Origin of the sequence: Pseudomonas sp. NFACC43 (assembly GCF_900119645.1) — a bacterium.
Lineage (GTDB): Bacteria > Pseudomonadota > Gammaproteobacteria > Pseudomonadales > Pseudomonadaceae > Aquipseudomonas.
In genome coordinates this window covers 1-20,829 of sequence record NZ_FPKK01000025.1, presented here as the reverse complement: position 1 = coordinate 20,829, position 20,829 = coordinate 1, and the positions used below count along the sequence as shown (strand labels likewise).

General features: G+C 62.3%; 19 protein-coding genes. 7 read left to right on the top strand and 12 right to left on the bottom strand.

Going from position 1 to position 20,829, the window contains the following annotated elements; genetic code table 11:
• Positions 1-3: 3 nt before the first annotated feature.
• The 3 genes from BT179_RS25855 to BT179_RS25845 form a co-directional block, all read right to left on the bottom strand.
• Complete coding sequence (locus tag BT179_RS25855) at positions 4-870, bottom strand: DUF6279 family lipoprotein (RefSeq protein WP_072432324.1); 867 nt, start codon at positions 868-870, stop codon at positions 4-6.
• Between the two features lie 81 nt (positions 871-951).
• Complete coding sequence (locus BT179_RS25850) at positions 952-1,668, bottom strand: TorF family putative porin (RefSeq protein ID WP_072432323.1); 717 nt, start codon at positions 1,666-1,668, stop codon at positions 952-954.
• Positions 1,669-1,852: 184 nt separating this feature from the next.
• Entirely contained in the window at positions 1,853-2,041 is a 189-nt protein-coding gene (locus BT179_RS25845; protein WP_016702300.1) for a hypothetical protein, read from the bottom strand.
• 350 nt (positions 2,042-2,391) lie between these two features.
• On the opposite strand from BT179_RS25845, the gene BT179_RS25840 reads away from it, so the two are divergent.
• Together BT179_RS25840 and BT179_RS25835 are read left to right on the top strand one after the other, a co-directional pair.
• A complete protein-coding gene (locus tag BT179_RS25840) occupies positions 2,392-3,228 on the top strand; it encodes a CvfB family protein (protein WP_072399167.1) in 837 nt (278 codons plus the stop codon).
• Between the two features lie 303 nt (positions 3,229-3,531).
• Positions 3,532-4,986: an NCS1 family nucleobase:cation symporter-1 gene (locus BT179_RS25835; protein WP_072432322.1), complete on the top strand. Its 1,455-nt coding sequence runs from the start codon at positions 3,532-3,534 to the stop codon at positions 4,984-4,986.
• Here the strand turns inward: BT179_RS25835 and BT179_RS25830 are convergent, their stop codons facing one another.
• Positions 4,987-6,159, bottom strand: coding sequence for an MFS transporter (locus BT179_RS25830; RefSeq protein ID WP_072432321.1), 1,173 nt, complete (start codon positions 6,157-6,159; stop codon positions 4,987-4,989).
• A 103-nt stretch (positions 6,160-6,262) separates the two neighbouring features.
• Here BT179_RS25830 and BT179_RS25825 point away from each other — a divergent pair, with 103 nt between their 5' ends.
• Both BT179_RS25825 and BT179_RS27075 read left to right on the top strand, forming a co-directional pair.
• Positions 6,263-7,156: a putrescine utilization regulator PtrR gene (locus BT179_RS25825; RefSeq protein ID WP_072399174.1), complete on the top strand. Its 894-nt coding sequence runs from the start codon at positions 6,263-6,265 to the stop codon at positions 7,154-7,156.
• A gap of 139 nt (positions 7,157-7,295) precedes the next feature.
• Positions 7,296-7,424: a PA1414 family protein gene (locus tag BT179_RS27075; RefSeq protein ID WP_003184145.1), complete on the top strand. Its 129-nt coding sequence runs from the start codon at positions 7,296-7,298 to the stop codon at positions 7,422-7,424.
• A gap of 203 nt (positions 7,425-7,627) precedes the next feature.
• Here BT179_RS27075 and BT179_RS25820 read toward each other — a convergent pair whose 3' ends face one another.
• From BT179_RS25820 to speB, 4 genes are all read right to left on the bottom strand, one after another.
• The gene (locus tag BT179_RS25820) at positions 7,628-9,016 is read right to left on the bottom strand and encodes a sodium:solute symporter family protein (RefSeq protein ID WP_072432320.1); all 1,389 of its coding nucleotides are present in this window, start codon (positions 9,014-9,016) and stop codon (positions 7,628-7,630) included.
• A gap of 153 nt (positions 9,017-9,169) precedes the next feature.
• Positions 9,170-10,726 carry a purine-cytosine permease family protein gene (locus BT179_RS25815; RefSeq protein ID WP_256343867.1) on the bottom strand — a complete coding sequence of 519 codons (1,557 nt, stop codon included), beginning with the start codon at positions 10,724-10,726 and terminating at the stop codon, positions 9,170-9,172.
• Positions 10,727-10,777: 51 nt separating this feature from the next.
• Positions 10,778-11,203, bottom strand: coding sequence for a YybH family protein (locus BT179_RS25810; RefSeq protein ID WP_072432318.1), 426 nt, complete (start codon positions 11,201-11,203; stop codon positions 10,778-10,780).
• Between the two features lie 7 nt (positions 11,204-11,210).
• The gene (gene speB, locus BT179_RS25805) at positions 11,211-12,161 is read right to left on the bottom strand and encodes an agmatinase (RefSeq protein ID WP_072399182.1); all 951 of its coding nucleotides are present in this window, start codon (positions 12,159-12,161) and stop codon (positions 11,211-11,213) included.
• A gap of 192 nt (positions 12,162-12,353) precedes the next feature.
• On the opposite strand from speB, the gene BT179_RS25800 reads away from it, so the two are divergent.
• Positions 12,354-13,247 carry a LysR family transcriptional regulator gene (locus tag BT179_RS25800; RefSeq protein WP_072399184.1) on the top strand — a complete coding sequence of 298 codons (894 nt, stop codon included), beginning with the start codon at positions 12,354-12,356 and terminating at the stop codon, positions 13,245-13,247.
• 7 nt (positions 13,248-13,254) lie between these two features.
• On the top strand, positions 13,255-13,851 hold the full coding sequence (locus BT179_RS25795) for a tRNA-uridine aminocarboxypropyltransferase (protein WP_072432317.1): 597 nt from the start codon (positions 13,255-13,257) through the stop codon (positions 13,849-13,851).
• A gap of 75 nt (positions 13,852-13,926) precedes the next feature.
• Here BT179_RS25795 and BT179_RS25790 read toward each other — a convergent pair whose 3' ends face one another.
• From BT179_RS25790 to BT179_RS26660, 4 genes are all read right to left on the bottom strand, one after another.
• The gene (locus BT179_RS25790; RefSeq protein ID WP_072432316.1) at positions 13,927-15,291 is read right to left on the bottom strand and encodes an HlyD family type I secretion periplasmic adaptor subunit; all 1,365 of its coding nucleotides are present in this window, start codon (positions 15,289-15,291) and stop codon (positions 13,927-13,929) included.
• Positions 15,292-15,372: 81 nt separating this feature from the next.
• Positions 15,373-17,532, bottom strand: coding sequence for a type I secretion system permease/ATPase (locus BT179_RS25785; protein ID WP_072399190.1), 2,160 nt, complete (start codon positions 17,530-17,532; stop codon positions 15,373-15,375).
• A 19-nt stretch (positions 17,533-17,551) separates the two neighbouring features.
• The gene (locus tag BT179_RS25780) at positions 17,552-18,910 is read right to left on the bottom strand and encodes a TolC family outer membrane protein (RefSeq protein ID WP_053154814.1); all 1,359 of its coding nucleotides are present in this window, start codon (positions 18,908-18,910) and stop codon (positions 17,552-17,554) included.
• Positions 18,911-19,093: 183 nt separating this feature from the next.
• Positions 19,094-19,309, bottom strand: coding sequence for a hypothetical protein (locus BT179_RS26660; RefSeq protein WP_143148732.1), 216 nt, complete (start codon positions 19,307-19,309; stop codon positions 19,094-19,096).
• 51 nt (positions 19,310-19,360) lie between these two features.
• Between BT179_RS26660 and BT179_RS25775 the strand changes: the two genes are divergently transcribed.
• Positions 19,361-20,829 (top strand): retention module-containing protein (locus BT179_RS25775; protein ID WP_143148731.1); only part of this gene is annotated, 1,469 nt, incomplete at its 3' end.

Sequence of the window (20,829 nt, the reverse complement as noted above, 5' to 3'; positions counted from 1 at the left end):
GTTTCAAGATCGTGCAGCCTTCAGGCACTTCAAATCGCTGAAGTCTTTTTTCACTCCGTCGATTTTCTTCAACAGCCGTTCGCGCTGGGGCGGCGTGCTGTCGGCCATCAGGTCGATCAGCAGGCTGCGGGCCTGGGCTTCGGTTTTGTTATAGGCCTCACGGTAGGCCGGTGTCCACAGGCTCTCGCGGTCCACCAGCAATTGCTCGATGCGTTTTGCAAAGTCCGGGCTGTGCCGCTGGGCCACGGCGGCGCTGAACTGGTTTTGCCAATGGGCGCGATTGGCGATCCACTGCTGGTTCTGGTCGCCCAGGGCGGTGGACCAGGCCACCACCCGCTGGCGCTGGGCGATGTTGAGGGGACCGAGCCAGTCGTTCAGGCGCTTTTCCATGCGTTCGCTGCGTTCCTGGATCTGCTGTTGCAAGGTCGGCTTGAGGTACTGCTGCTGGCGTTTACGCTGGTCCTTGATAAACGCGGCGTCCATGTCTGCGACCTGGTCGTCGTTCAACCCCTGCAGCAATTCGATGGCCGACGGGGTGATCGCCCGGGCGGTTTCGGCGATGGCGGCCTTCGCTTCCCGGGTGCGTTGCTGCAGGGCTTCGTCGGTGACCTGATCGGTCTGCACCATGGTCTTCAAGCGATCCAGCCAATCGAGGTAACCGGGCAGTTGCGTGGTGCAATGCCAGCTCAGGTGCTCCTTGAGGCGCTCGTTGAACCAGTCCTTTTGCTCGCCGTTGATTTCCAGGTAATCGTTGAGCGTCCAAGGGATGATCAGGTCGAGGTTGCGATAGGCCAGCCCGATACGGCTACAGGCGGTGAGTGTCAGCAACAGGGCGATGAACATGGCGGTGCGGGTCAACCAGCGCGACATGGGCGAGTCCTTGCGAAGCCATCAGGTGTCTTGTTTGAGCATGGCAGGCGCGCGGCAGTTCAGCCGATTAAAGCGTAACGCTTAGTAAAATGGATGGGCCATTTTCAGGGTCACCAACCCGTCGCATTCGCTGTTGTGGCCGGAATAGGCCGAGCAACCGCTGCCGCTGAGGCTGGAGTCGCTGTAGATTAGGTCCAGGTCGATGCCTCGCCAAGGACGGGAGATTTTCAGCGACCAGTCGCTGAAACTGCCTACGTAGCCATCTCCCACGGAAACGGGTGTGTTGAGCTGGTGGGTCGTGTATTTGGCACTGATGCCGATGCCGAACGGCACGTTGCCACCCAGGTCGGCGAACAGGGTGCTGTTCTGTTTGTCCGGGTCGTTGCTCAACGCCGCGCCGAAACGGCTGCCCAGCACGGTCAGGCCGCCGTAGAGCTCCTGGCTGTCGAGGGTGTCGACCGTGGGGTAGCTGTAGTGGATAAGGCCGACTTCGTAGCCCAGGGTCTGGTCGAAAGGCTGTTTGAAGCCCAGGTAGGAATCGACTTCGAGGTTGGTGGATGGGGTCAGCCCGGCGCTGGGGGACCACTGGCCGAAGTACCAGCCACTGTCATGGCTCAGGTCCAGGCCACCATGGAACGAACCGGTGCTCGAAGGGGTGACGAGGCCCTGGGCCATGCTGCGGCTGGGCGTGGTGCCGAGCTTGAGGTCGAAGTCGCCGAGCTCGCGCTGGAAAACCTGCCCATGGGCAAGGGGGCCGATCAGCAGGCCGATCATCAGCAGGGCATTGGGAATACGCATGCTTCACTCCATGAATAGCGAGGAGCATTCAAGCTGGAACACTTGAAATAGAGAGGCGCAAGCATACCGACGAATACCCGGCATCGAAGGCCGTTCGTCGATTTTTACTTATCGAGGGGGAGAAAAGACTTCCAGTCCAAGCGCTTCGAAGCTCAAAGCGCTTTGGGACCAGGCGGTGCGGGGATTATTTCTTGCCCAGGCTGATCTGCTTGGACGGGCCGAAGGTCTGGCCGCTGACGCCTTTGGCAATTTGCTGGATTTCGCCGCCGGACTTGAGGAATGCAGCGATCTGGTCGTTGATCGACTCGCTGGTTTCAACGGCTGGAGCTGGCTTTGCTTTGCTGTTGGATGCTTTTACGCGCATGGCGGCCATTAACCTGTAGATAATTAATTGGGCCAGGCATCGTACAGGAAATACCTGGCCATTGCTTGGCTGATATTTGCGCCAAATATCCCGGCAACGGCAGACACGAAGGCGGATTCATACCGTGATCAAACGCCTAACCTCCTGTTTTAAATAACAACCGTGCGCAAAATATATCGTCGGACAAGCGAGGCCAGACGCTTGCAACAGCCATCAATTGTCTGACGAATGGCCCTGCTCAGGTCGAAACCCCAGGAAAATCAAGGCTTGCGCAGGTCTTTTTCAGCAGGCCCGCCAGCATCCACGAATCGACCGGTAAAAACAGGTAGAATGCCGCCCACGCAATGAGGGTATTGGAAATGGCTTTAGTCGGGCGCTACAACAGTTTGCAAGTGGTTAAACACACTAACTTCGGTTTATATCTGGACGGCGGTGCCGATGGCGAAATTCTGTTGCCCAACCGTTATATCCCCAAGGATATTCCCACTGAAGATGAAGATTGGCTGAATGTTTTCGTTTATCTGGACAGTGACGACAAACTGATCGCGACTACGGAAAAGCCCAAAGTCCAGGTGGGGGAATTCGCCAGCCTGAAAGTGGTTGAAGTCAATAGCATCGGCGTGTTCCTTGACTGGGGACTGCCCAAGGACCTGCTGTTGCCGTTCTCGGAAGAAAAGCGCCAGATGAGCGCCGGGGATTACTGCGTGGTGCATGTATACCTCGACAAGCACACTCGCCGCATCACTGCCACGGCGCGCCTGGACCGTTATCTGGACAAGACGCCGGCCAACTACAAGCCCGGCCAGGAAGTGGATTTATTGGTCGCCGAAGCCACCGACATGGGGTTCAAGGCCATCATCAATAACAAGCATTGGGGCTTGATCCACAAGAACGAAATCTTCAAGTTCATGCGGGCCGGCAAACAGGAAAAGGGCTTCATCAAGGAAGTCCGCCCGGACGGCAAGATCAGCCTGAGCCTGCAGCCGGTGGGCCAGGAAGCCGCCACCAGTCTGAATGCGAAGATTCTGGCCAAGCTGCGTGAAAACAACGGCACGCTGGCCGTGAGCGACAAGAGCGACCCAGCGCTGATCAGCAGCCTGTTTGGCGTGAGCAAGGGCAACTTCAAGAAAGCCATTGGTGCGTTGTACAAGAATGGGCAGATCGTCATTCATCCCGATCGTATCGAGCTGAGCTGAACCCTTTGCTTATAGGTGAGAACCCGGTGGTGAGGGAATAAATCCCCTCACCACAGAGGTGCTGTTCAGCCACCTCGTGTATACAAAATTTTGCACCTTTAGCATGCATTCACGCCCTGTTCGTGGGCGCTTGGCAGCTTTTTGCTTGCCTTGAACCTGGCCGCACACCGCGGTTTGTCTCATATTCAATCCCTATGGCACGCATTCTGCGTGGAGCTTCGTATACAAACCATGCCGGCTCCCGTGCGCAGTATGGTGAACAGTTTATTCGGGGGCCCGGTTTCATAAAAAAGGAGCCCCGCAATGTCCGAGCAATTGCCCACCGGCTACAGCCCCCGTCTCTATAACGCGGACCTGGGCCCGCTGCCGCAGAAATGGAATTGGTACAACGTCTTCGCGTTCTGGATGAGCGATGTGCACAGCGTCGGCGGCTACGTTTTCGCCGCCAGCCTGTTCGCGTTGGGCCTGGCCAGTTGGCAGGTGCTTATCGCCTTGCTGGGCGGGATCTGTATCGTGCAGTTGATCGCCAATCTGGTAGCCCGGCCGAGCCAACAGGCGGCGGTGCCGTATCCGGTGATCTGTCGTTTGGCGTTCGGCGTGTTCGGCGCGAACATTCCTGCCGTCATCCGCGGGTTGATCGCGGTGGCCTGGTACGGCATCCAGACCTATCTGGCCTCCAGCGCCCTGATCATCGTGGTGCTGCGGTTCTTTCCGTCGATGGAAGTCTACGCAACGTCGCATTTTGTCGGTCTGTCCTACCTCGGTTGGTTCGGTTTCCTCAGCCTGTGGTGCGTTCAGGCCTTGGTATTCTGGGCCGGGATGGAATCGATCCGGCGTTTCATCGACTGGGCCGGGCCAGTGGTCTACGCGGTGATGTTCCTGCTGGCCGGCTGGATCGTCTGGAAGGCCGGTTGGAGCAACATCAGTTTCACCCTGGCGGAAAAGTCCTTGTCCGGCTGGCAGGCGTTCGGCCAGGTGATCGTCGCGACGGCCCTGGTGGTGTCGTACTTTTCTGGCCCAACCCTGAACTTCGGTGATTTCAGCCGCTATTGCCGGAGCATGTCTGACGTGCGCCGAGGCAACTTCTGGGGCCTGCCGGTGAATTTCCTGGCCTTCTCGCTGGTGACCGTGGTGATCGTTTCCGGCACCTTGCCGGTGTTCGGTGAAATGCTCCATGACCCGATCGCTACCGTGGCGCGCATCGACAACGATGTGGCGGTCCTGCTGGGGGCCTTCGCCTTCGTGACGGCCACCATCGGTATCAATATCGTGGCCAACTTCGTGTCCCCGGCCTTTGACTTCGCCAACGTCGCGCCCAGCAAGGTCAGCTGGCGCGCCGGCGGCATGATCGCGGCGGTGGCATCGGTCTTCATCACGCCCTGGAACCTGTTCAACAACCCTGAAGTGATCCACTACACCCTGGACGTGCTGGCGGCGTTCATCGGGCCGCTGTTCGGCATCCTGCTGGTGGATTACTACCTGATCAAGAAACAGCAGATCGATGTGGATGCGCTGTTCAACGACGGGCCGAGCGGGCGCTATTACTACAGCGGCGGCATCAACTGGACGGCGGTCAAGGCCTTGATCCCTGCGACGCTGATGGGCGTGGCGATCACCTTCACCCCGATGTTGCAGCCGATGGCCAACTTCGCCTGGTTCACCGGTTGCTTCCTGGGGGGCGTGTTGTATTTCGCCCTGGCCCGGCGCGAGCTGAGCACACATCTGAAACCCTCGTTCAGCGCCGCCGGGCAAGCCTGATCAACGCAGGGCGCTCTGGGTGCAGGGCACTCGGGCGGCCTGGCTGGCGGGCCGTAACAACAGTGCTCCGGCCAGCACCAGGCCGCTGCCGGCGATGATCAGCGCCGGCTGCAGGCCACCGCTGAAATGACTGCTCAACGCCGCCAGCAACGGCCCGCTGAGTTGGCCCATGGCAAAACAGGCGGTCAACAGACCGGCGTTGCGTTGGGTGGCATGGGGCGCCAGTTCCCGGGAGCGCAACATCACCAGTTGCATGCAGGCCAGGAACGGCGTGCCGCACAGGATCACTCCCAACGCCAGCCCCGGTCCGCTGCCCAACAGGCAGGCAAACACACCGGCAGCCTGCAGCCACAAGGTACCGATCAACCAGCGGCCGGTGGTGTTTGGCGCGGGCCGGCGCAGGCTCACCAACAACACACCGATAGCGGCGGCGAGGCCGAAGCAGGGCCAGAACAGATCGGCTTGCCATTGCCCTTGGAACCGTGCCGAGGCCATTTGCGACAGGAACGTCGCGGGAATGATGTAACCCACGCCGTACAACGCGTACACCACGCCGAGCCGGGCGATGCCCGGGGGCGACGACGGGCTGGCCGGGGCCACGACAGTCGCGGTTGGGCTGGGTTGCGGCAGGATCGGCAGGATCACCAACAGCATGACCAGCGCCACACCGGCGTACACCAGCCACAAGGTCGCGGATGTCTGGCCCAACAGGTTGGAGCCCAGGGCCAGCAAGCCGGTAAGGAAGATTCCCAGGCCCGGCCCGGCGAACACCAGCGCGCCAAGCCGTGGTCGTCCCGCCGCGGCTGCCAGGGGTTGGCTCAGCGCGGTGATCATCACCAGCGCCCAGGCACTGGCGACACCGGTGCCAAAACGCAGCGCCAGGTGCGGCCAGAATCCCCAGGCCCAGCAGGATGCCAGGGTCAGCAGCACGCACAGCCACAGCCCACCGAGTAAACGCCGCCGTACCTGCTCCGGACGACGAGCGAACATCGCGTCCAGGGCGCCGACGAAATAACCCAGGTAGTTGGCGGCGGCAATCAGACCGGCGGCAGTCAAGTCGACCTGTCCTTCGCCGATCAAATGAGGTAACTGGGGCGTAAGGGCGAAGCGGCCGATGCCCATGGCCATCATCAGGGCAATGAAGCTGGCCAGCAGGCGGATAAAGGGCGACATGGTCGTTCTCCGGTATCGAGGCGAATGACCGTCAGGCTAGGATCGATTGACTTTCAATAAAATTGAATAATAGTGAGTAACTTGTTCTTTTTTGGAGAATGTCATGGAGTTCAGCCAATTGCGGATCTTCCAGGCCGTGGCCGAGGAGGGCTCCATCACCCGGGCCGCCGAGCGCATGCATCGGGTGCCGTCGAATCTATCGACTCGGCTGAGGCAGTTGGAAGAGCAATTGGGGGTGGATCTGTTCCGGCGCGAACGGCAGCGTTTGCAGCTGTCACCCGCGGGAAAAGTCCTGCTGGACTATGCGAACAAGCTGTTTGCCTTGCATGACGAAGCCCATGCTGCCGTGCAAGGGGGGCAGCCGGCCGGGGATTTTGTCCTGGGTACGATGTACAGCACTGCGGCGATTTACCTGCCGGACCTGTTGGCCACCTACCACCGGACGTATCCGGCAGTGAACCTGCAGGTGCAATCGGGGCCCAGCGGTGAGTTGCTCGAAGGCCTGCTGACCGGCCGCCTCGATGCTGCGCTGGTGGATGGCCCGCTGGAACTGGCGGGGCTGGACGGTGTGCCGTTGTGCGATGAACGGCTGGTGCTGATCAGCGAGGCCGATCACCCGCCGGTGCGCAGTGCGCTGGATGTACAAGGCCGTTCGGTCTTCACGTTCCGACGGGGTTGCTCGTATCGGATGCGTCTGGAGGCCTGGTTTGCCCACGACCATGCGACCATGGGCAGGGCGATGGAGATCGAGTCTTACCAGGGGATGCTGGCATGCGTGATTGCCGGCTCCGGCGTGGCGCTGATGTCCGAGTCGATGCTGGCCAGCCTGCCGGGGCGCGAACAGGTGGCAGTGCACCCGCTGGCCGAGCCGTTTGCCAGCGCAACGACCTGGTTGATGTGGCGAAAAGGGATGGTCGGGGCGAACCTCAACGCCTGGATCGAACTGCAACAGCGAGCCTGGCCGCCAGTGGCCAGGAGGGAGGCTCAATCGGCTTGAACTACCGGCAGCGGATTTGGATCAATCCAGTAACAGATCATTGCAATATGTGACGAGCATTGCGTAGCACATCGGACTATTATCAGTGCGAAGGGGCCACAGAAATCTGCCGCTCGCACCACCCTGAGGGGGCACCACGATGAAAGAGAAAATCCAGAACTGGCTTCATGACCTGGGTGTCGCACTCGGTTTGATCGAGCCACCCCTGCAACCGGTTCCGATCCGCACCGATGATGAGCAACGCCGCCGCCAGCCGCGTCGTCGGTAAATACATCGCCGAGCCTGGAGAGATCGCAGTTCCGGACCATTCAAGTGAGATGGCCCGGAACTGCGATCTTTTTATTTCTGAAGACAGAACCTGTGGGAGCGAGCTTGCTCGCGATAGCGGTGGACCGGCATTTTTGTTGAATGTACTGCCGTCATCGCGAGCAGGCTCGCTCCCACAGGGATCTCATTGTCGAGCGTTGGCGGTCAAACCGCCTTGGCCACTACCTTCGGCCGTGGCGACAACAGGCTCACCAGCACAAAGCTCACCAGCGCCACGCCCAGGCTGTAATAGATCGGCGTATTGGCATCCAGGCCGTCCTTGAACATGAAGAACAGCGCTGTCACGAAGCCCAGGGACATGCTGGTGATCGCGCCGGCGGTGGTGGCGCGTTTCCAGTAGATCGCGCCGATCAACGGGATCAGCATGCCGCCTACCAACAGGTTATAGGCCAGGGTCAGGGCGCTGATCACGTCGCTGACCACCAGGGCGATGCCCAGCACGACCACGCCCATCAACAGCGTCGCGATGCGGTTTTCGTGGACATCGGCGCTGCCGCCTTCACGTCCCTGGCGCAGGCGTGGCAGCAGGTCCTGGACCACGGTGGTGGAGGCTGCGAGCAACCCCGCCGCCGCGGTGGACATCAGTGCCGCCAGCGCGGCGGCCACCACCAGCCCGCGGATACCGTTGGGCAGGCTGGTCTGGACGACGCTGGCAAAGGCGTTGTTGACGTTCTCCAGGTCCGGCAGCAGCACCTTGGCGGCCATGCCGATCAGGGCGCCGGCCAGGCCGTACAGCACGCAGTACAGGCCGGCGGCGGTACCGGCCACCTTCGCCACGCCTTCGCTGCGGGCGGTGAACACCCGCTGCCAGATATCCTGGCCGATGAAGATGCCGAAGAAATAGATCAGGAAGTAGGTGACGATGGTGTCCCAGCCAATGGCGGTGAAATCGAAGTAGCTGGCCGGTAGCTTGGCTACCATGGCGTCCCAGCCACCCGCATCGACGATGGACATCGGCATCAACAGGAACACCAGGCCAACGGTCATGATCAGAAATTGCACGATGTCGGTGAGGGTCAGGGACCACATGCCGCCGATGGTGGAATACAACACCACCACGCCGCCGCCCACCAGGATCGAAGCCCAGAAGGGCAGGCCGAACAGCACCTGCATCACGGTACCGATGGCGATGGTGGACGTGGCGCCGATCATCAGTGCGTACACCAGCATGATCACCGCGCTGGCGTGCCGCGCCGCCGGATTGTAGCGACGCTCCAGCACCTGGGTGACGGTGTAGATCTTCAGCTTGAGCAACGGCTTGGCCAGGAACAGGCTCAGGCCGACGATGCCCAGGCCGATGGCGCCGCACAGCCAGAAGCCGGAAATCCCATGGACATAACCCAGGCGCACGGTACCGATGGTGGACGCGCCGCCCAATACCGTGGCGGCCATGGTGCCCAGGTAAAAGCCCGGGCCGAGGTTGCGACCGGCAACCAGATAGTCGTCACGGGTCCTGGCGCGGCGCATGCCGTACCAGCCCAGGGCGATCATGCCGGCGGCGTAAATGAGAACGACGATTAAATCCAAAGCCATGGTGGCGTGTCTCCGGTTGTATTTTTTATAAGAAAGTCGGGATGAGTCATGCCCTGGTAGCGAGGAGGTTTAGCGAAACGTCGCACCGCCCCGCTGGGCTGCGAAGCAGCCCTCCCGGAACAGTCGATTCGATCTGTCTGGTACACCGAGGTATCAGGGGGTGGGACCGCTTCGCGCTCCAGCCGGTACGAATCCCCTCGCCACAGGTTCGGGGCCCGACTCCGCGGTGTCGGGCTCCAAACCCTTGCCACGCGGATCATCCGGCCCATACACCGCCGCCGGTTCCGGAAACAGTCCCAGCAACGCCAGGTACACCACCGAGGCCAGGCCGAGGGTCACCGGCAGGCTGATGTCGATACCACCGGCCAGCTCGCCCAGGGGCCCGACGAACTGTCCAGGCAGGTTGACGAAGCACAACCCCACCAGTGCGCTGGGAATCCATGCGCCCAGGCCGCGCCAGTTCCAGCCATGGGTGAACCAGTAGCGTCCGCCGGTTTCGCCCCGGGTGAACACTTGCAGGTCATCCGGGCAGTAGAAGCCGCGGCGCACCACCAGGCCGATGATCATGATCACCATCCATGGGGTGGTGCAGGTGATGATCAGCACGGCGAAGGTGGACACGCTCTGCACCAGGTTCGCAGCGAAGCGTCCGATGAAGATGAAGGCAATCGACAGCACACCGATCAGCAGCGTCGCCTTGACCCGCGACAGCACCCGCGGAAACACGCTGGACATGTCCAGCCCGGTGCCATACAGGGATGTCGTGCCGGTGGACATGCCGCCGATCACCGCGATCAGGCACACCGGCAGGAAGAACCAGCCCGGCGACACCGCCAGCAGGCCGCCCACGTAGTTGTTGGACGCGATGTAGTCCGGCGCCTTGACCGCCACGATGGTGGCGGTGACGAGGCCGAACAGGAACGGGATCAGCGTGGCAAGCTGCGCGGCGATCACTGCCAGCATGATGCGGCGCTTGGGCGTATTGCGGGGAATGTAGCGCGACCAGTCGCCCAGGAACGCGCCGAAGGAGATCGGGTTGCTCATGGCCACCAGCGCCGCGCCGATGAACGCCGCCCAGAAGCCCGCTTGGCCAAGGGCAACCGTGCCGGCGTACTGGCTGTCGAAGGTTGGGGCGAAGGCGACGATGCCCAGCAGGAACAGCAGGCTGGCCGCCCATACCGCGATGCGGTTGACCCACAGCATGAAGCGGAAGCCGTAGATGCACACTGTCAACACCAGCAGGGCGAAGAGGCCGTAGGCCAGTCCCAGGCTCAGGTCGGTTTCCGGTACGCCCACCAGGCGCTTGGCGCCGCCGATCAACGCATCCCCCGAGCTCCATACCGACAGAGAGAAAAACGCAATGGCCGTCAGCAACGACAGGAACGAACCGACGATCCGCCCGTGCACGCCAAAATGTGCGCCGGAGGAAACGGCGTTGTTGGTGCCGTTGAGCGGGCCGAACAGGCCCATCGGTGCGAGGATGATCGCGCCCAGCAACACCCCCAGCACGATGGCCCAGACCCCGGCCTGGAACGAAAGTCCGAACAACACCGGGAAGCTGCCGAGCACAGCGGTGGCGAAGGTATTGGCGCCGCCGAAGATCAGTCGAAACAGATCCCCCGGACCGGCGGTGCGTTCATGGTCCGGGATCTGCTCGACCCCGTAGGTTTCGATTTGCGTAAGGCTTTTATCGTTATTGTTATTCATGATCTGCTCCGATCATCGAGGCGCGCTCATCGGATGTGAGCGCTGCCTGTTTGGCTAAGGGGGTGGCAGCCCTTCCGGCATGGCGGATAAATGTTCGTGACAGGCCAGCCATAGGCCCTGTTGTTCTTGTAGGTGTCCGTCCTGTCGGCGGAACAGGATGGTTTCGCGTTCCTGGCTAAAGTGTCGCTCCCCTTGCATGCGCAGCTCGGTGGCCACGTCATGGATAAACACCGCCACGTCTCCTTGCAGGCTGACGAAGGCGTTGCTCGAGGTGCATGAGAGCACCTCGAAGCCATCCTCGGACCGCCAGCGATCCCACAATGCCTGGTAGGCATCGCGCGACAGCAGGGGCTGTTCGAGGGTGTGGAACACGAAGCTCGCATCGGCTGTGAAGGCGCCGAAGTAAGCGTCGCGGTCATTGCGGGCGAAGGCCGCCACCAGCTGCGCGGCGGCCTCGAGCACTTGCTCCCGTTCGTTCATGGCAACCTCAGCGATGAGCCACGCCAGGCAGTACGCAGAGCATCTCGTACAGCAGGTTGGCGCCCAACAGCGAGGTGTTGCCGGTGGTGTCGTAGGGCGGCGAGACCTCCACCAGGTCACAACCCACCAGGTCGAGGCCCTGGCAACCGCGCACGATCTCGATCGCCTGGATGGTGGTCAGGCCACCGATTTCCGGAGTACCGGTACCCGGCGCCCAGGCCGGGTCGATGCCATCGATGTCGAAGCTCAGGTACACCGGGCCGCCGCCGACTTTTTCGCGGACCTCGGCCATCAGCGGTGCCAGGGAATGGTGCCAGCACTCTTCGGCCTGGACCACCCGGAAACCCTGGCGACGGCTCCAGTTGAAATCGTCGGCGGTATAGCCCTGGGCCCGCAGGCCGATCTGTACCACGCGGTCGCAATCCAGCAGGCCTTCTTCCACTGCTCGGCGGAAGGTGGTGCCGTGGGCGATTTTCTCGCCGAACATGTGGTCGTTCACATCGGCATGGGCATCGATATGGACCAGGCCGACCTTGCCGTGTTTCTTGTGGATGGCCCGCAGGATCGGCAGGGTGATGGTGTGGTCGCCGCCCAGGGTCAGGGGAATGACGTTGTGTTCGAGGATCTTGTGATAGGACTGCTCGATGATTCGCACGGCATCCAGCAGATTGAACGTGTTGATCGCCACGTCGCCGATATCGGCCACCGACAGCGAATCGAACGGCGCGGCGCCGGTGGCCATGTTGTAGGGGCGGATCATCACGGATTCGGCGCGGATCTCCCGGGGCCCGAAACGGGTACCGGCGCGCAGGGAGGTGCCGATGTCCAGCGGTACACCGACGAAAGCAGCGTCCAGGCCGGCGGCGGTGGGCACGTGGGGCAGTCGCATCATGGTAGCGATGCCGCCGAAGCGCGGCATTTCGTTGCCGCCCAGTGGTTGGTGAAGAATCTTGTCCACGGCTAGGGCCTCATCGTTTGTTTTAGTTATCGGGGGCCGATTCTGCGAAAAGCGTGCGTGGGGAAAAATCGCTGGTGGCAAATACTTAGTTCAGATTTTTCTAAACTAATGCGGGGCAGGGCGATAGACTCTCGCCCAGCGAAATCCCCTCGCCACAAAGTTTGCAGTGACCCGCCTGTATGGAGACATCCGATGGCCAACGCTTTACCCGACCTGAAACTGCTGCGCATTTTTGTCAGCGTGGTCCGGCACCAGGGGTTCGCCAACGCGCAGCATGAGCTCAACTTGTCCACATCGGCCATCAGCACCTACATGAGCCAGCTCGAATCGGCCCTGGGCCTGGTGCTCTGTCACCGTGGCCGGGGTGGGTTCAGCCTGACCAGCAAGGGGGAGCTGTTCCATCAGGAAACCCTGCGCCTGCTGGGTGAGCTCGAAGGTTTCGAGCAATATGCCGCCGCGCTGAAAGGCGAGTTGCGCGGCACGCTGAACCTGGGGGTGATCGACTCCACCGTCAGTGACAAGGCCCTGCCGTTCGCCGAAGCCATCGGTGCCTACAGCCAGGAACACCCGGCGGTGCACCTGCATCTGTCGGTCATGAGTCCCTACGAGCTGCAACTCGGGGTCCAGGACAATCGCCTGGACCTGGCCATCGGTGCGTTTTCCACGCGCATGAGCGGGCTGGTCTACATGCCGCTGTACCGCGAACAACACTGGTTGTACTGCAGCAGCCGTCACCCGCTGTTCAGCGAGCGGCGCATTCCCGAACAACTCATCACCCAGCAGCGCATGGTGGGGCGTGGTTACTGGAGCCAGGCAGAACTGGCCCGCCACGGCTTCAAGCACAGTGCGGCGACGGTGGAAAGCATGGAGGCGCAACTGATCCTGGTGCTGTCCGGCGCCTACATCGGTTACCTGCCCGAACACTATGCCCAGGCCTGGGTCGACAAGGGTGACCTGCGGGTGCTGTTGCCGGCCACGTTCGGCTACCAGGCACCGTTTTCGATGATCATGCGCCGTGGCCGCAGTCGCGAGCCGCTGATCCAGACATTCCGCGACCTGCTCAAGGCGCAGTTGAACCAGGCCTGAGGTGCCGATGCCCAGAATCCATTGCCCACGGTGCCAGCGGCCGCAGAGCCATTGCCTGTGCCCGTTGATCCCCAGTCTCGACAGCCGTACCCGGGTGTTGTTGTTGCAGCATCCCAGCGAAGTGAACCACGCCCTGAACACCGCGCGGCTGGCGGCGCTGGGGCTGACCAATGCCGAGCTGATGGTGGGTGAGGTGTTCGAGGATTTGCCACGGCTGCTCAATCAACCGGGTTATCAGGCGCGGCTGTTGTTTCCTGGCGACGAGGCGCTACCGTTGCAGACCTGCACCCCGTCCGATGAGCCGATCCTGCTGGTCGTCCCGGATGGCACCTGGCGCAAGGCGCGCAAGTTGCTGCACCTCAATCCGTTGCTGGCGGCGCTGCCGAGGGTGACCCTGGCCGAAGGCGGCGTGTCCCGTTATCGCCTGCGCAAGGCGCCGGGGCCGGGAGCGTTGTCGACGGTGGAGGCGATTGTCCAGGCGTTGCAGGTGCTTGAAGCACCGAACAGTTTCGAGCCGTTGCTCAGGCCGTTCGAGGCGTTGATCGAGGGGCAGATTGCGGCGATGGGGGAGGAGGTTTTCCAGCGTAACCATGTCCGAAAATAGTGGCGGTTTTTACTGGCCTCATCGCGAGCAGGCTCGCGATAGCGGTAGCCCTGTCGATGAAATCCCAGCCAGAAACTACCGCTCCCGCATCGCCTCAGTCCTGGCCTTCAGCACCGGCTTGAGCAAGTAATCCAGAACACTTTTCTCGCCGGTAATGATATCCACCGTCGCCACCATTCCCGGAATGATCAGCAGCGGCTTGGCATCCCCGCCCAAGTGGTTTTTGTCGGTACGCACCTGGATCAGGTAGAAGCTGTTGCCCTTGTCGTCGGTGATGGTGTCGGCACCGATCAGTTCGAGCCTGGCGCTCAGCCCGCCGTAGATCGTGTAGTCGTAGGCGCTGAACTTGACCATGGCTTTCTGCCCAGGGTGCAGGAAGGCCACGTCCTGCGGGCGGACCTTGGCTTCGATCAGCAGGTTGTCCTCCAGAGGCACGATTTCCACCATGTCGCTACCCGGCTGCACCACGCCGCCGATGGTGTTCACCTTGAGTTGCTTGATCACCCCATGCACCGGCGAGACCACGGTGGTTCGGGTCACGCGGTCGTCGATGGCGATGCTCGACGCGGTGATTTTCGACAGCTCGGTGCGTTTTTCGTTGAGCTCCTTGGCCGCCTCGGAACGGAAGGTCTGTTCCGATTCGTCGATCTTGCTCTTGATCTCGTTGATCGCCGATTCCGCCCGGGGAATCGCCAGGGTGGTGGCGTTGAGCGAGCCGCGGATCTCCACCGCGCTGCGCTTGAGCCGCAGGATTTCCACCGGTGAAACCGCCCCGGTGCGCACCAGCGGCGCGGACATGTTCATTTCCTCCTGCAGCAGGCTCAGGGCTGAGCTGAACTGGCTCTGCTTGGAGCGGAACTCCGCCAGCTCCTGGGTCTTCTGGCGCAGTTGTTCGGTCAGGGTCCGTTGTTCACTGGCCAGGCGCCGCTGGCGTTGTTCGTGCAGGGAGCGCTCATCCTCGGCCACTTGCGGGGCCTTGCCAGTCACCTCGGCGGACATCTGCAGCGGCCGGCCCTCGGCCTCCGCCGACAGGCGCTCGACCTGGGCCATCAAGGCATACCGGTCGGCCTCGCTTTCGCCCTTGTTCGACAGATAACGCGTGTCGTCCAGGCGCAGCAGGGTATCGCCCTTGTTCACCATCTGGCCTTCGCGCACGAAGATCTCGCTGACGATACCGCCCTCCAGGTTCTGGATCACTTGCACCTTGCTCGATGGAATCGCCTTGCCTTCACCGGTCGTGACTTCCTGCAGGACCGCAAGCCTGGCCCACACCAGCGCGGCGACGATCAGCCCGGCGGCCAGCCACACGGTAATGCGCAAACGGCGGGGCGAGTCCTGCAGCGCGGCGCCTGCGGTTTCCGACATGAACTCGCTTTCGGCGCTTTTGCTGAAACTGCCGAAGTAGCTTCGGGCGGCTGAATCCGGTGTTTGAGCAGACATGGGGCGATACCCGTCAGTGAGAGAAAATAAAGCCGAACCAAGAACCCGTGAGAGCGAGCTTGTGTGGGAGCGGTATTGCGCTTAAACCGCCGCAGAGCCTACCCGTCCCTTGCGCAAGGCATCGATGACTGCGTCCTTCGGCCCATCCGCCACGATCCGTCCGTTGTCCAAGACCACCAACCGGTCCACCAGGCTCAGCATCGAAGTGCGGTGAGTGACCAGCAGCACCGTCTTGCCCTGTACATGGGTGTGAAGCTTCTGCCGCAGGACGTCTTCGCTGCTGTTGTCCATGGCGCTGGTGGGTTCGTCCAGCAGCAGGATCGGCGGGTCGAGCAACAAGGCCCGGGCCAGCAGCACGGCTTGGCGTTGGCCACCGGACAGCAACTGGCCACGTTCGCCCACCGGCCGGTCGAAGCCTTGGGGATGCTGGCGGGCCAGTTCGGTGACACCGGTCAGTTCCGCCACTTCCAGCATGCGCGCGTCGCTGACATAGCGGGCGCCGAGGGTGAGGTTGTCCCGCAGGCTGCCGGCCAGCAACGGCAGGTCATGGGCGACATAGCCGATCTGTTGGCGCAGGTCGGCGACATCCAGCTGCCGCAGGTCCAGGCCATCGAGCAACAGCTGGCCCTCCTGGGGCGCATAGAACCCCATCACCAGGCGTGCCAGGGTGCTTTTGCCCGAGCCGCTGCGCCCGATGATTGCGACCCGCTCACCGGGCTTGAGGCTGAAACTCACGTGTGCCAGCGCCGGGGTGTCCTGACCGTTGTAGTGGAACGTCACGCCGTTGACGTCCAGCGCGCCCTGCAATTGGGTGCGGTCCAGCGGTCGCTGCCCGGCTTCGCGCTCCTGGGGCAAGGCCATCAAGGCGTCGGTGCTGCGCATGGTGAGCCGGGCCTGCTGGTAGCGGGTGATCAACCCGGCGATCTGTCCCAGTGGCGCCAGCACCCGGCTGCCCAGCATGTAGGTCGCCACCAGCGCGCCGACGCTGAGGTTGCCGGCAATGATGCTGTAGACCCCGGCGACGATGGTGGTCATGCCGGCCAGCTGTTGCAGGAACAGGGTGCCGTTGGTGGCCAGGGCCGAGAGGTTGCGCGCATGGCTGTCCAGGCGGGTGAGGGCGCCATGGGTGCTTTCCCATTGATGCTGGCGCTCGCTTTCGGCGCTGCAGGCCTTGAGGGTTTCCAAACCGCCGAGGGTTTCGATCAACAAGGCCTGGCGCTGCGCGCCCAGGGCCAGGCTTTTCTGTACGGTATCGCTCAGGCGCGCCTGGATGATCATCGCGAAGACGATGGTGATCGGAAAGGCCACCACCGGAATCACCACCAGCCATCCACCCAGCAGGCCGATCACCACCAGCATCAGCAAGGCGAAGGGCAGGTCGATCAGGCTGGTCAAGGTGACGGCCGTGAGAAATTCCCGCAGGCCCTGGAAGTCGTGGATGCTCTGGGCGAATCCGCCGATGGTCACCGGCCGGGCCTTCATCGCCATGCCGGTGATGCGTTCGAACAGGGTGGCGGAAAGAATCACGTCGGTCTTCTTGCCGGCGGCGTCCAGCAGGTGGGCGCGTACGACCCGCAGCACCAGTTCGAAGCCAGTGCCGATCAACAGCCCTACGGCCAGCACCCATAATGTGGAGGTCGCCTGGTTCGGCACCACGCGATCGTAGGTCTGCATGACGAACAACGGCACCATCAGCCCCAGCAGGTTGATGAGCAGGCTCGCCAGGATCGCGTCGCTGTACAGCCAGCGGGACAACTTGAGGGTGTCGCGAAACCAGGCCTCGACCCTCGGCACCAGTGGCGCGCGCAAATCCTCGAGTTCATGTCGCGGCCGCGCGAATAGGGCCTGGCCACTGTAATCGAGGGCCAGTTCCTCGCCACTGACCCATTGTTCGCCGCCATCGGCTTCGCTGGGCAGGATCAGCGCCTGGCCATCTTCGCGCCAACGCCGCAGCACCGCACAACGGCCACCGGCCAGGATCAGCATCACCGGCAGGTTGAGGGGGGAAATCTCGGCCAGCTTGCGGCGCAGCACCCGCGCCTGCAAACCGGCCCGGGCCGCCGCGCGTGGCAGCAGGTCCGGGCTCAGCCGTTGGTGCGCCATTGGAAGCCCGGCGCTGAGGCTGGCGCGACTGACTGCCGCGCCATGGAGTTTGCAAAGGATCAGCAGACCATCCAGCAATGGGTCATCGACATTCAGGCGCGGATCGGCGCTGGGTGTTGCGGGTGCCATGCTGGTCATGGTGATCGTTCCCCCGGGACTACTTCAGTTCAGGCAGTCGCGCTTCGTTCTTGACCTCGGTCTGGGCGACGGCGTCGGCGGGCAGTACCACCCGCTGCTTGCTCAACAGCACGCCCATGTTCGCCAGCACGCGGTACATCGAGTACTCCTCGGTGTACCGGACTTCGGTGTAGCGGCGATTGGCGTTGTACAGCTCGTTCTCGCTGTCGAGCAGGTCGAGCAGGGTCCGCTGGCCCAGCCCGAACTGGTCCTGGTACGCGGCGCGTACGCGGGCGGTGGTGTCGGCGTATTCCCGGGCGGTGGGGGTCTGCTTGCGGGCATTGTTCATCGCGTTCCAGGCCAGGCGCGTGTCTTCGTTGAGCTGGCGCAGGGCGTTGTTGCGGATGTCCATGGCCTGGTTGATCTGATGGGAGTTGGAGGCCAGGCGTGCCTTGTCGCTACCGCCGCGGAACAGGTTGTAGTTCATCACCACGCCGACCCGCCAGTTGTTGTCATGGCCTTCTTCGCCACCGATGTTGTTATTGGCACCCACCGCCGCTTCGGCGTCGAAACGTGGGTAGAACGGCGACTTGGCCGACTCGTACTGGCTCTGGGCGGACTGTATGTCGGCCTGGGCCGATTTCAGGTACGGGTTGTTCTCCACCATGCTTTGCTGGGCCTGGCGCAGGTCTGCGGGGATCTCGCCCCGGGTCGAGGGGGGCGTTTCCAGCTCGTCGGGCATGCGTCCGACCACGCTGTAGAAGTTCGCCTCGGCGTCGGCCAGGTCTACCTGGGCGGTGTCGTAGTTGTTTTCCGCCAGGGCGCGGCGGGCATTGGACTGGTCGGAATCGGCGGTGCTGCCCACCCCGCGCTCGGTGCGCAGGCCGATCTGGTCGTTGACTCGCAGGTGGGCTTGCAGGTTGTTCTTGGCCAGGGTCACCAGTTCGCGGCGCTTGAGCACTTCCAGATAGACCTCGATGGTGCGCAGGGCCAGATCCTGGGCGGTGCCCTGGGCGTAATAGGCGCGGGAGTTGACCACGCCTTTGGTGCGTTCCACTTCGTTGGTGGTGTTGAAACCGTCAAAGAGCATCTGCCGCAGGCGCAACTCCGACTGTGTGTAAGTCAGGACATTGGTGTGGTGGTCGCCTTGTCCCCGAGTGCTGGGGTTGTCGCTGTAGCCCCGGCCGTAGCCGGCATTCAAATCCACCGACGGGAAAAAGCCCCCCCTGGCGACCTTGACGTCTTCATTGGCCGACAGACGGCTGTCCACTCGTTGGGCCAGTTCCGGATGGGTCGCGATAGTGCTCTGGATCGCTTCGGTCAATGACATGGCCTGGGCGTGAGAAGAGCAGGCCATGGCCAGCAAAACCGCGCTGCAGAGGGGGGATAGAACGCGCATGGGGTGCATCTCCTGAGGTCTGTTGTGCTTCTGTGTCGCCAAAATCTTGACGTATTTAAGATCAAAACCGTTTCAACCTTGTAACAACACAGCTAAGAACATCCTGCGAGAAACCTAAGAAGAATTTCTCATAGCGCTTATTCCGAAAAAAACTTATGTGCTTGGAAAAAAGCGGCACATTGTTCAAAGCGAAAGCCTTTGAAAATGCGGGTTCTGACGGCTTTTAGGCGTCAATAAAAGTTCCATGGAAATTTTTGAACGACGTGGGGAAGTGGTCGAAAGAGCGGAATGAAGGGTGATGTTTTGCGACGGTTTTTTGTCATTATGGCAAAGAGCTAGCCCTTCGAATCCTGTGAAACCTGGCAGATTTTCCAGATTTTCCGGGGGCTCATCAGGCATCGCTTCTTCACCCAGACATGCCGACCGCGGGTAGGCAACGGAGGAATGCACATGGCAGCGCTCATCGGTACCGTCAGCAAGGTAATCGGGCAGGTTTTCGCGCAAGCGACCGGGGGCCTGCGACGCCCGCTGGTGGAGGGAGATCGACTGTATGCCGGTGAGCATCTGGTGACCGGAGCCGAGGGGGCCGTGGCCGTGCAGCTTGCCAATGGCCAGGAGTTGACCCTCGGACGTGAAAGCGACCTGACCCTGACCTCGCAGTTGCTGGCCCGGCAGGCGCCTGGCGTCGAGACGCCTGAGGCCGCGGCACCGAGTGATGCGCAACTGACCGATGTGCAGAAGCTGCAACAAGCCATCGCCGCCGGTGCCGACCCGACCCAGACCGGCGAAGCCACGGCGGCCGGCCCCGGTGCTGGCAATGCCCCGGGCGGCCTTGGGGGCGGGCACAGTTTTGTGCTGCTGGAAGAGGTGGGCGGGGCGGTTGACCCGAGCATCGGATTCCCTACGGCGGGATTCAACGGGATTCCCGAATTTCCTCTGCTGCGCCTGGCGGGGGATGCGGATGACGGTGACGATGGAACCGTACCCCCAGTGACCCCCGAGACGCCTGATAACCCGGTGACCCTCGACGGGCTGACCGTGGAGGGCGGCGAGCTGACGGCAGACGAGGCCAGCCTGTCCGACGGTTCGGCCAGCAACCCGGCGGCGCTGGTGCAAAGCGGTACCTTCACCATCAACGCCCCCGACGGGTTGAGCAGCCTGAGCATCGGGGGCATCAGCGTCATCGCTGGCGGCGTACCGGCAGGTTTTCCTCAATCGATCACCACGGCACTGGGCAACACCCTGACCATCACGGGCTACAACCCCGCCACCGGTGTCGTCAGCTACAGCTACACCCTCACGGACAACGAAACCCATCCTGCCGGTGCCGGCCCCAATACCCTCACTGAACAGTTCCCGGTCGTGGCCGTGGACAACGACGGTGACAGCGCGAACGGCACCCTGGACGTCAATATCACCGACGATGTGCCCCAGGCGATCGACGACAGCCACGTCAGCACAGCGTCGGAATCGTTGGTCACCCTCACCGGCAACGTCTTGCCCAACGACCATCAGGGGGCCGATCGTATCCCCACCGGCCCCGACAGCGGGCCGATCATTGGCGGCACGTTCACCGGCACCTACGGCACCCTGGTGCTCAACGCCGACGGGTCGTACACCTATACGTTGAACACCAGCGATCCGCAGTTCGTCGCGTTGCACGGCGGCGGCAGCGGCACGGAAACCTTCACCTACACCCTGACCGATGCCGACGGCGATACCAGCACCGCCAACCTGGTGCTGCAGGTCCATAACAACGACGATCCGGTGATCATCCAGGGGCTGGATACTGAAGGCGGCGAGCTGAGCGTCCGGGAGCCACACCTGGCCGATGGCACCAGCCCGGATGCACCGGCCCTGACCCAGAGCGGCACGTTCACCGTGACAGCGCTGGACGGTGTGCAGAACCTGAGCGTCGG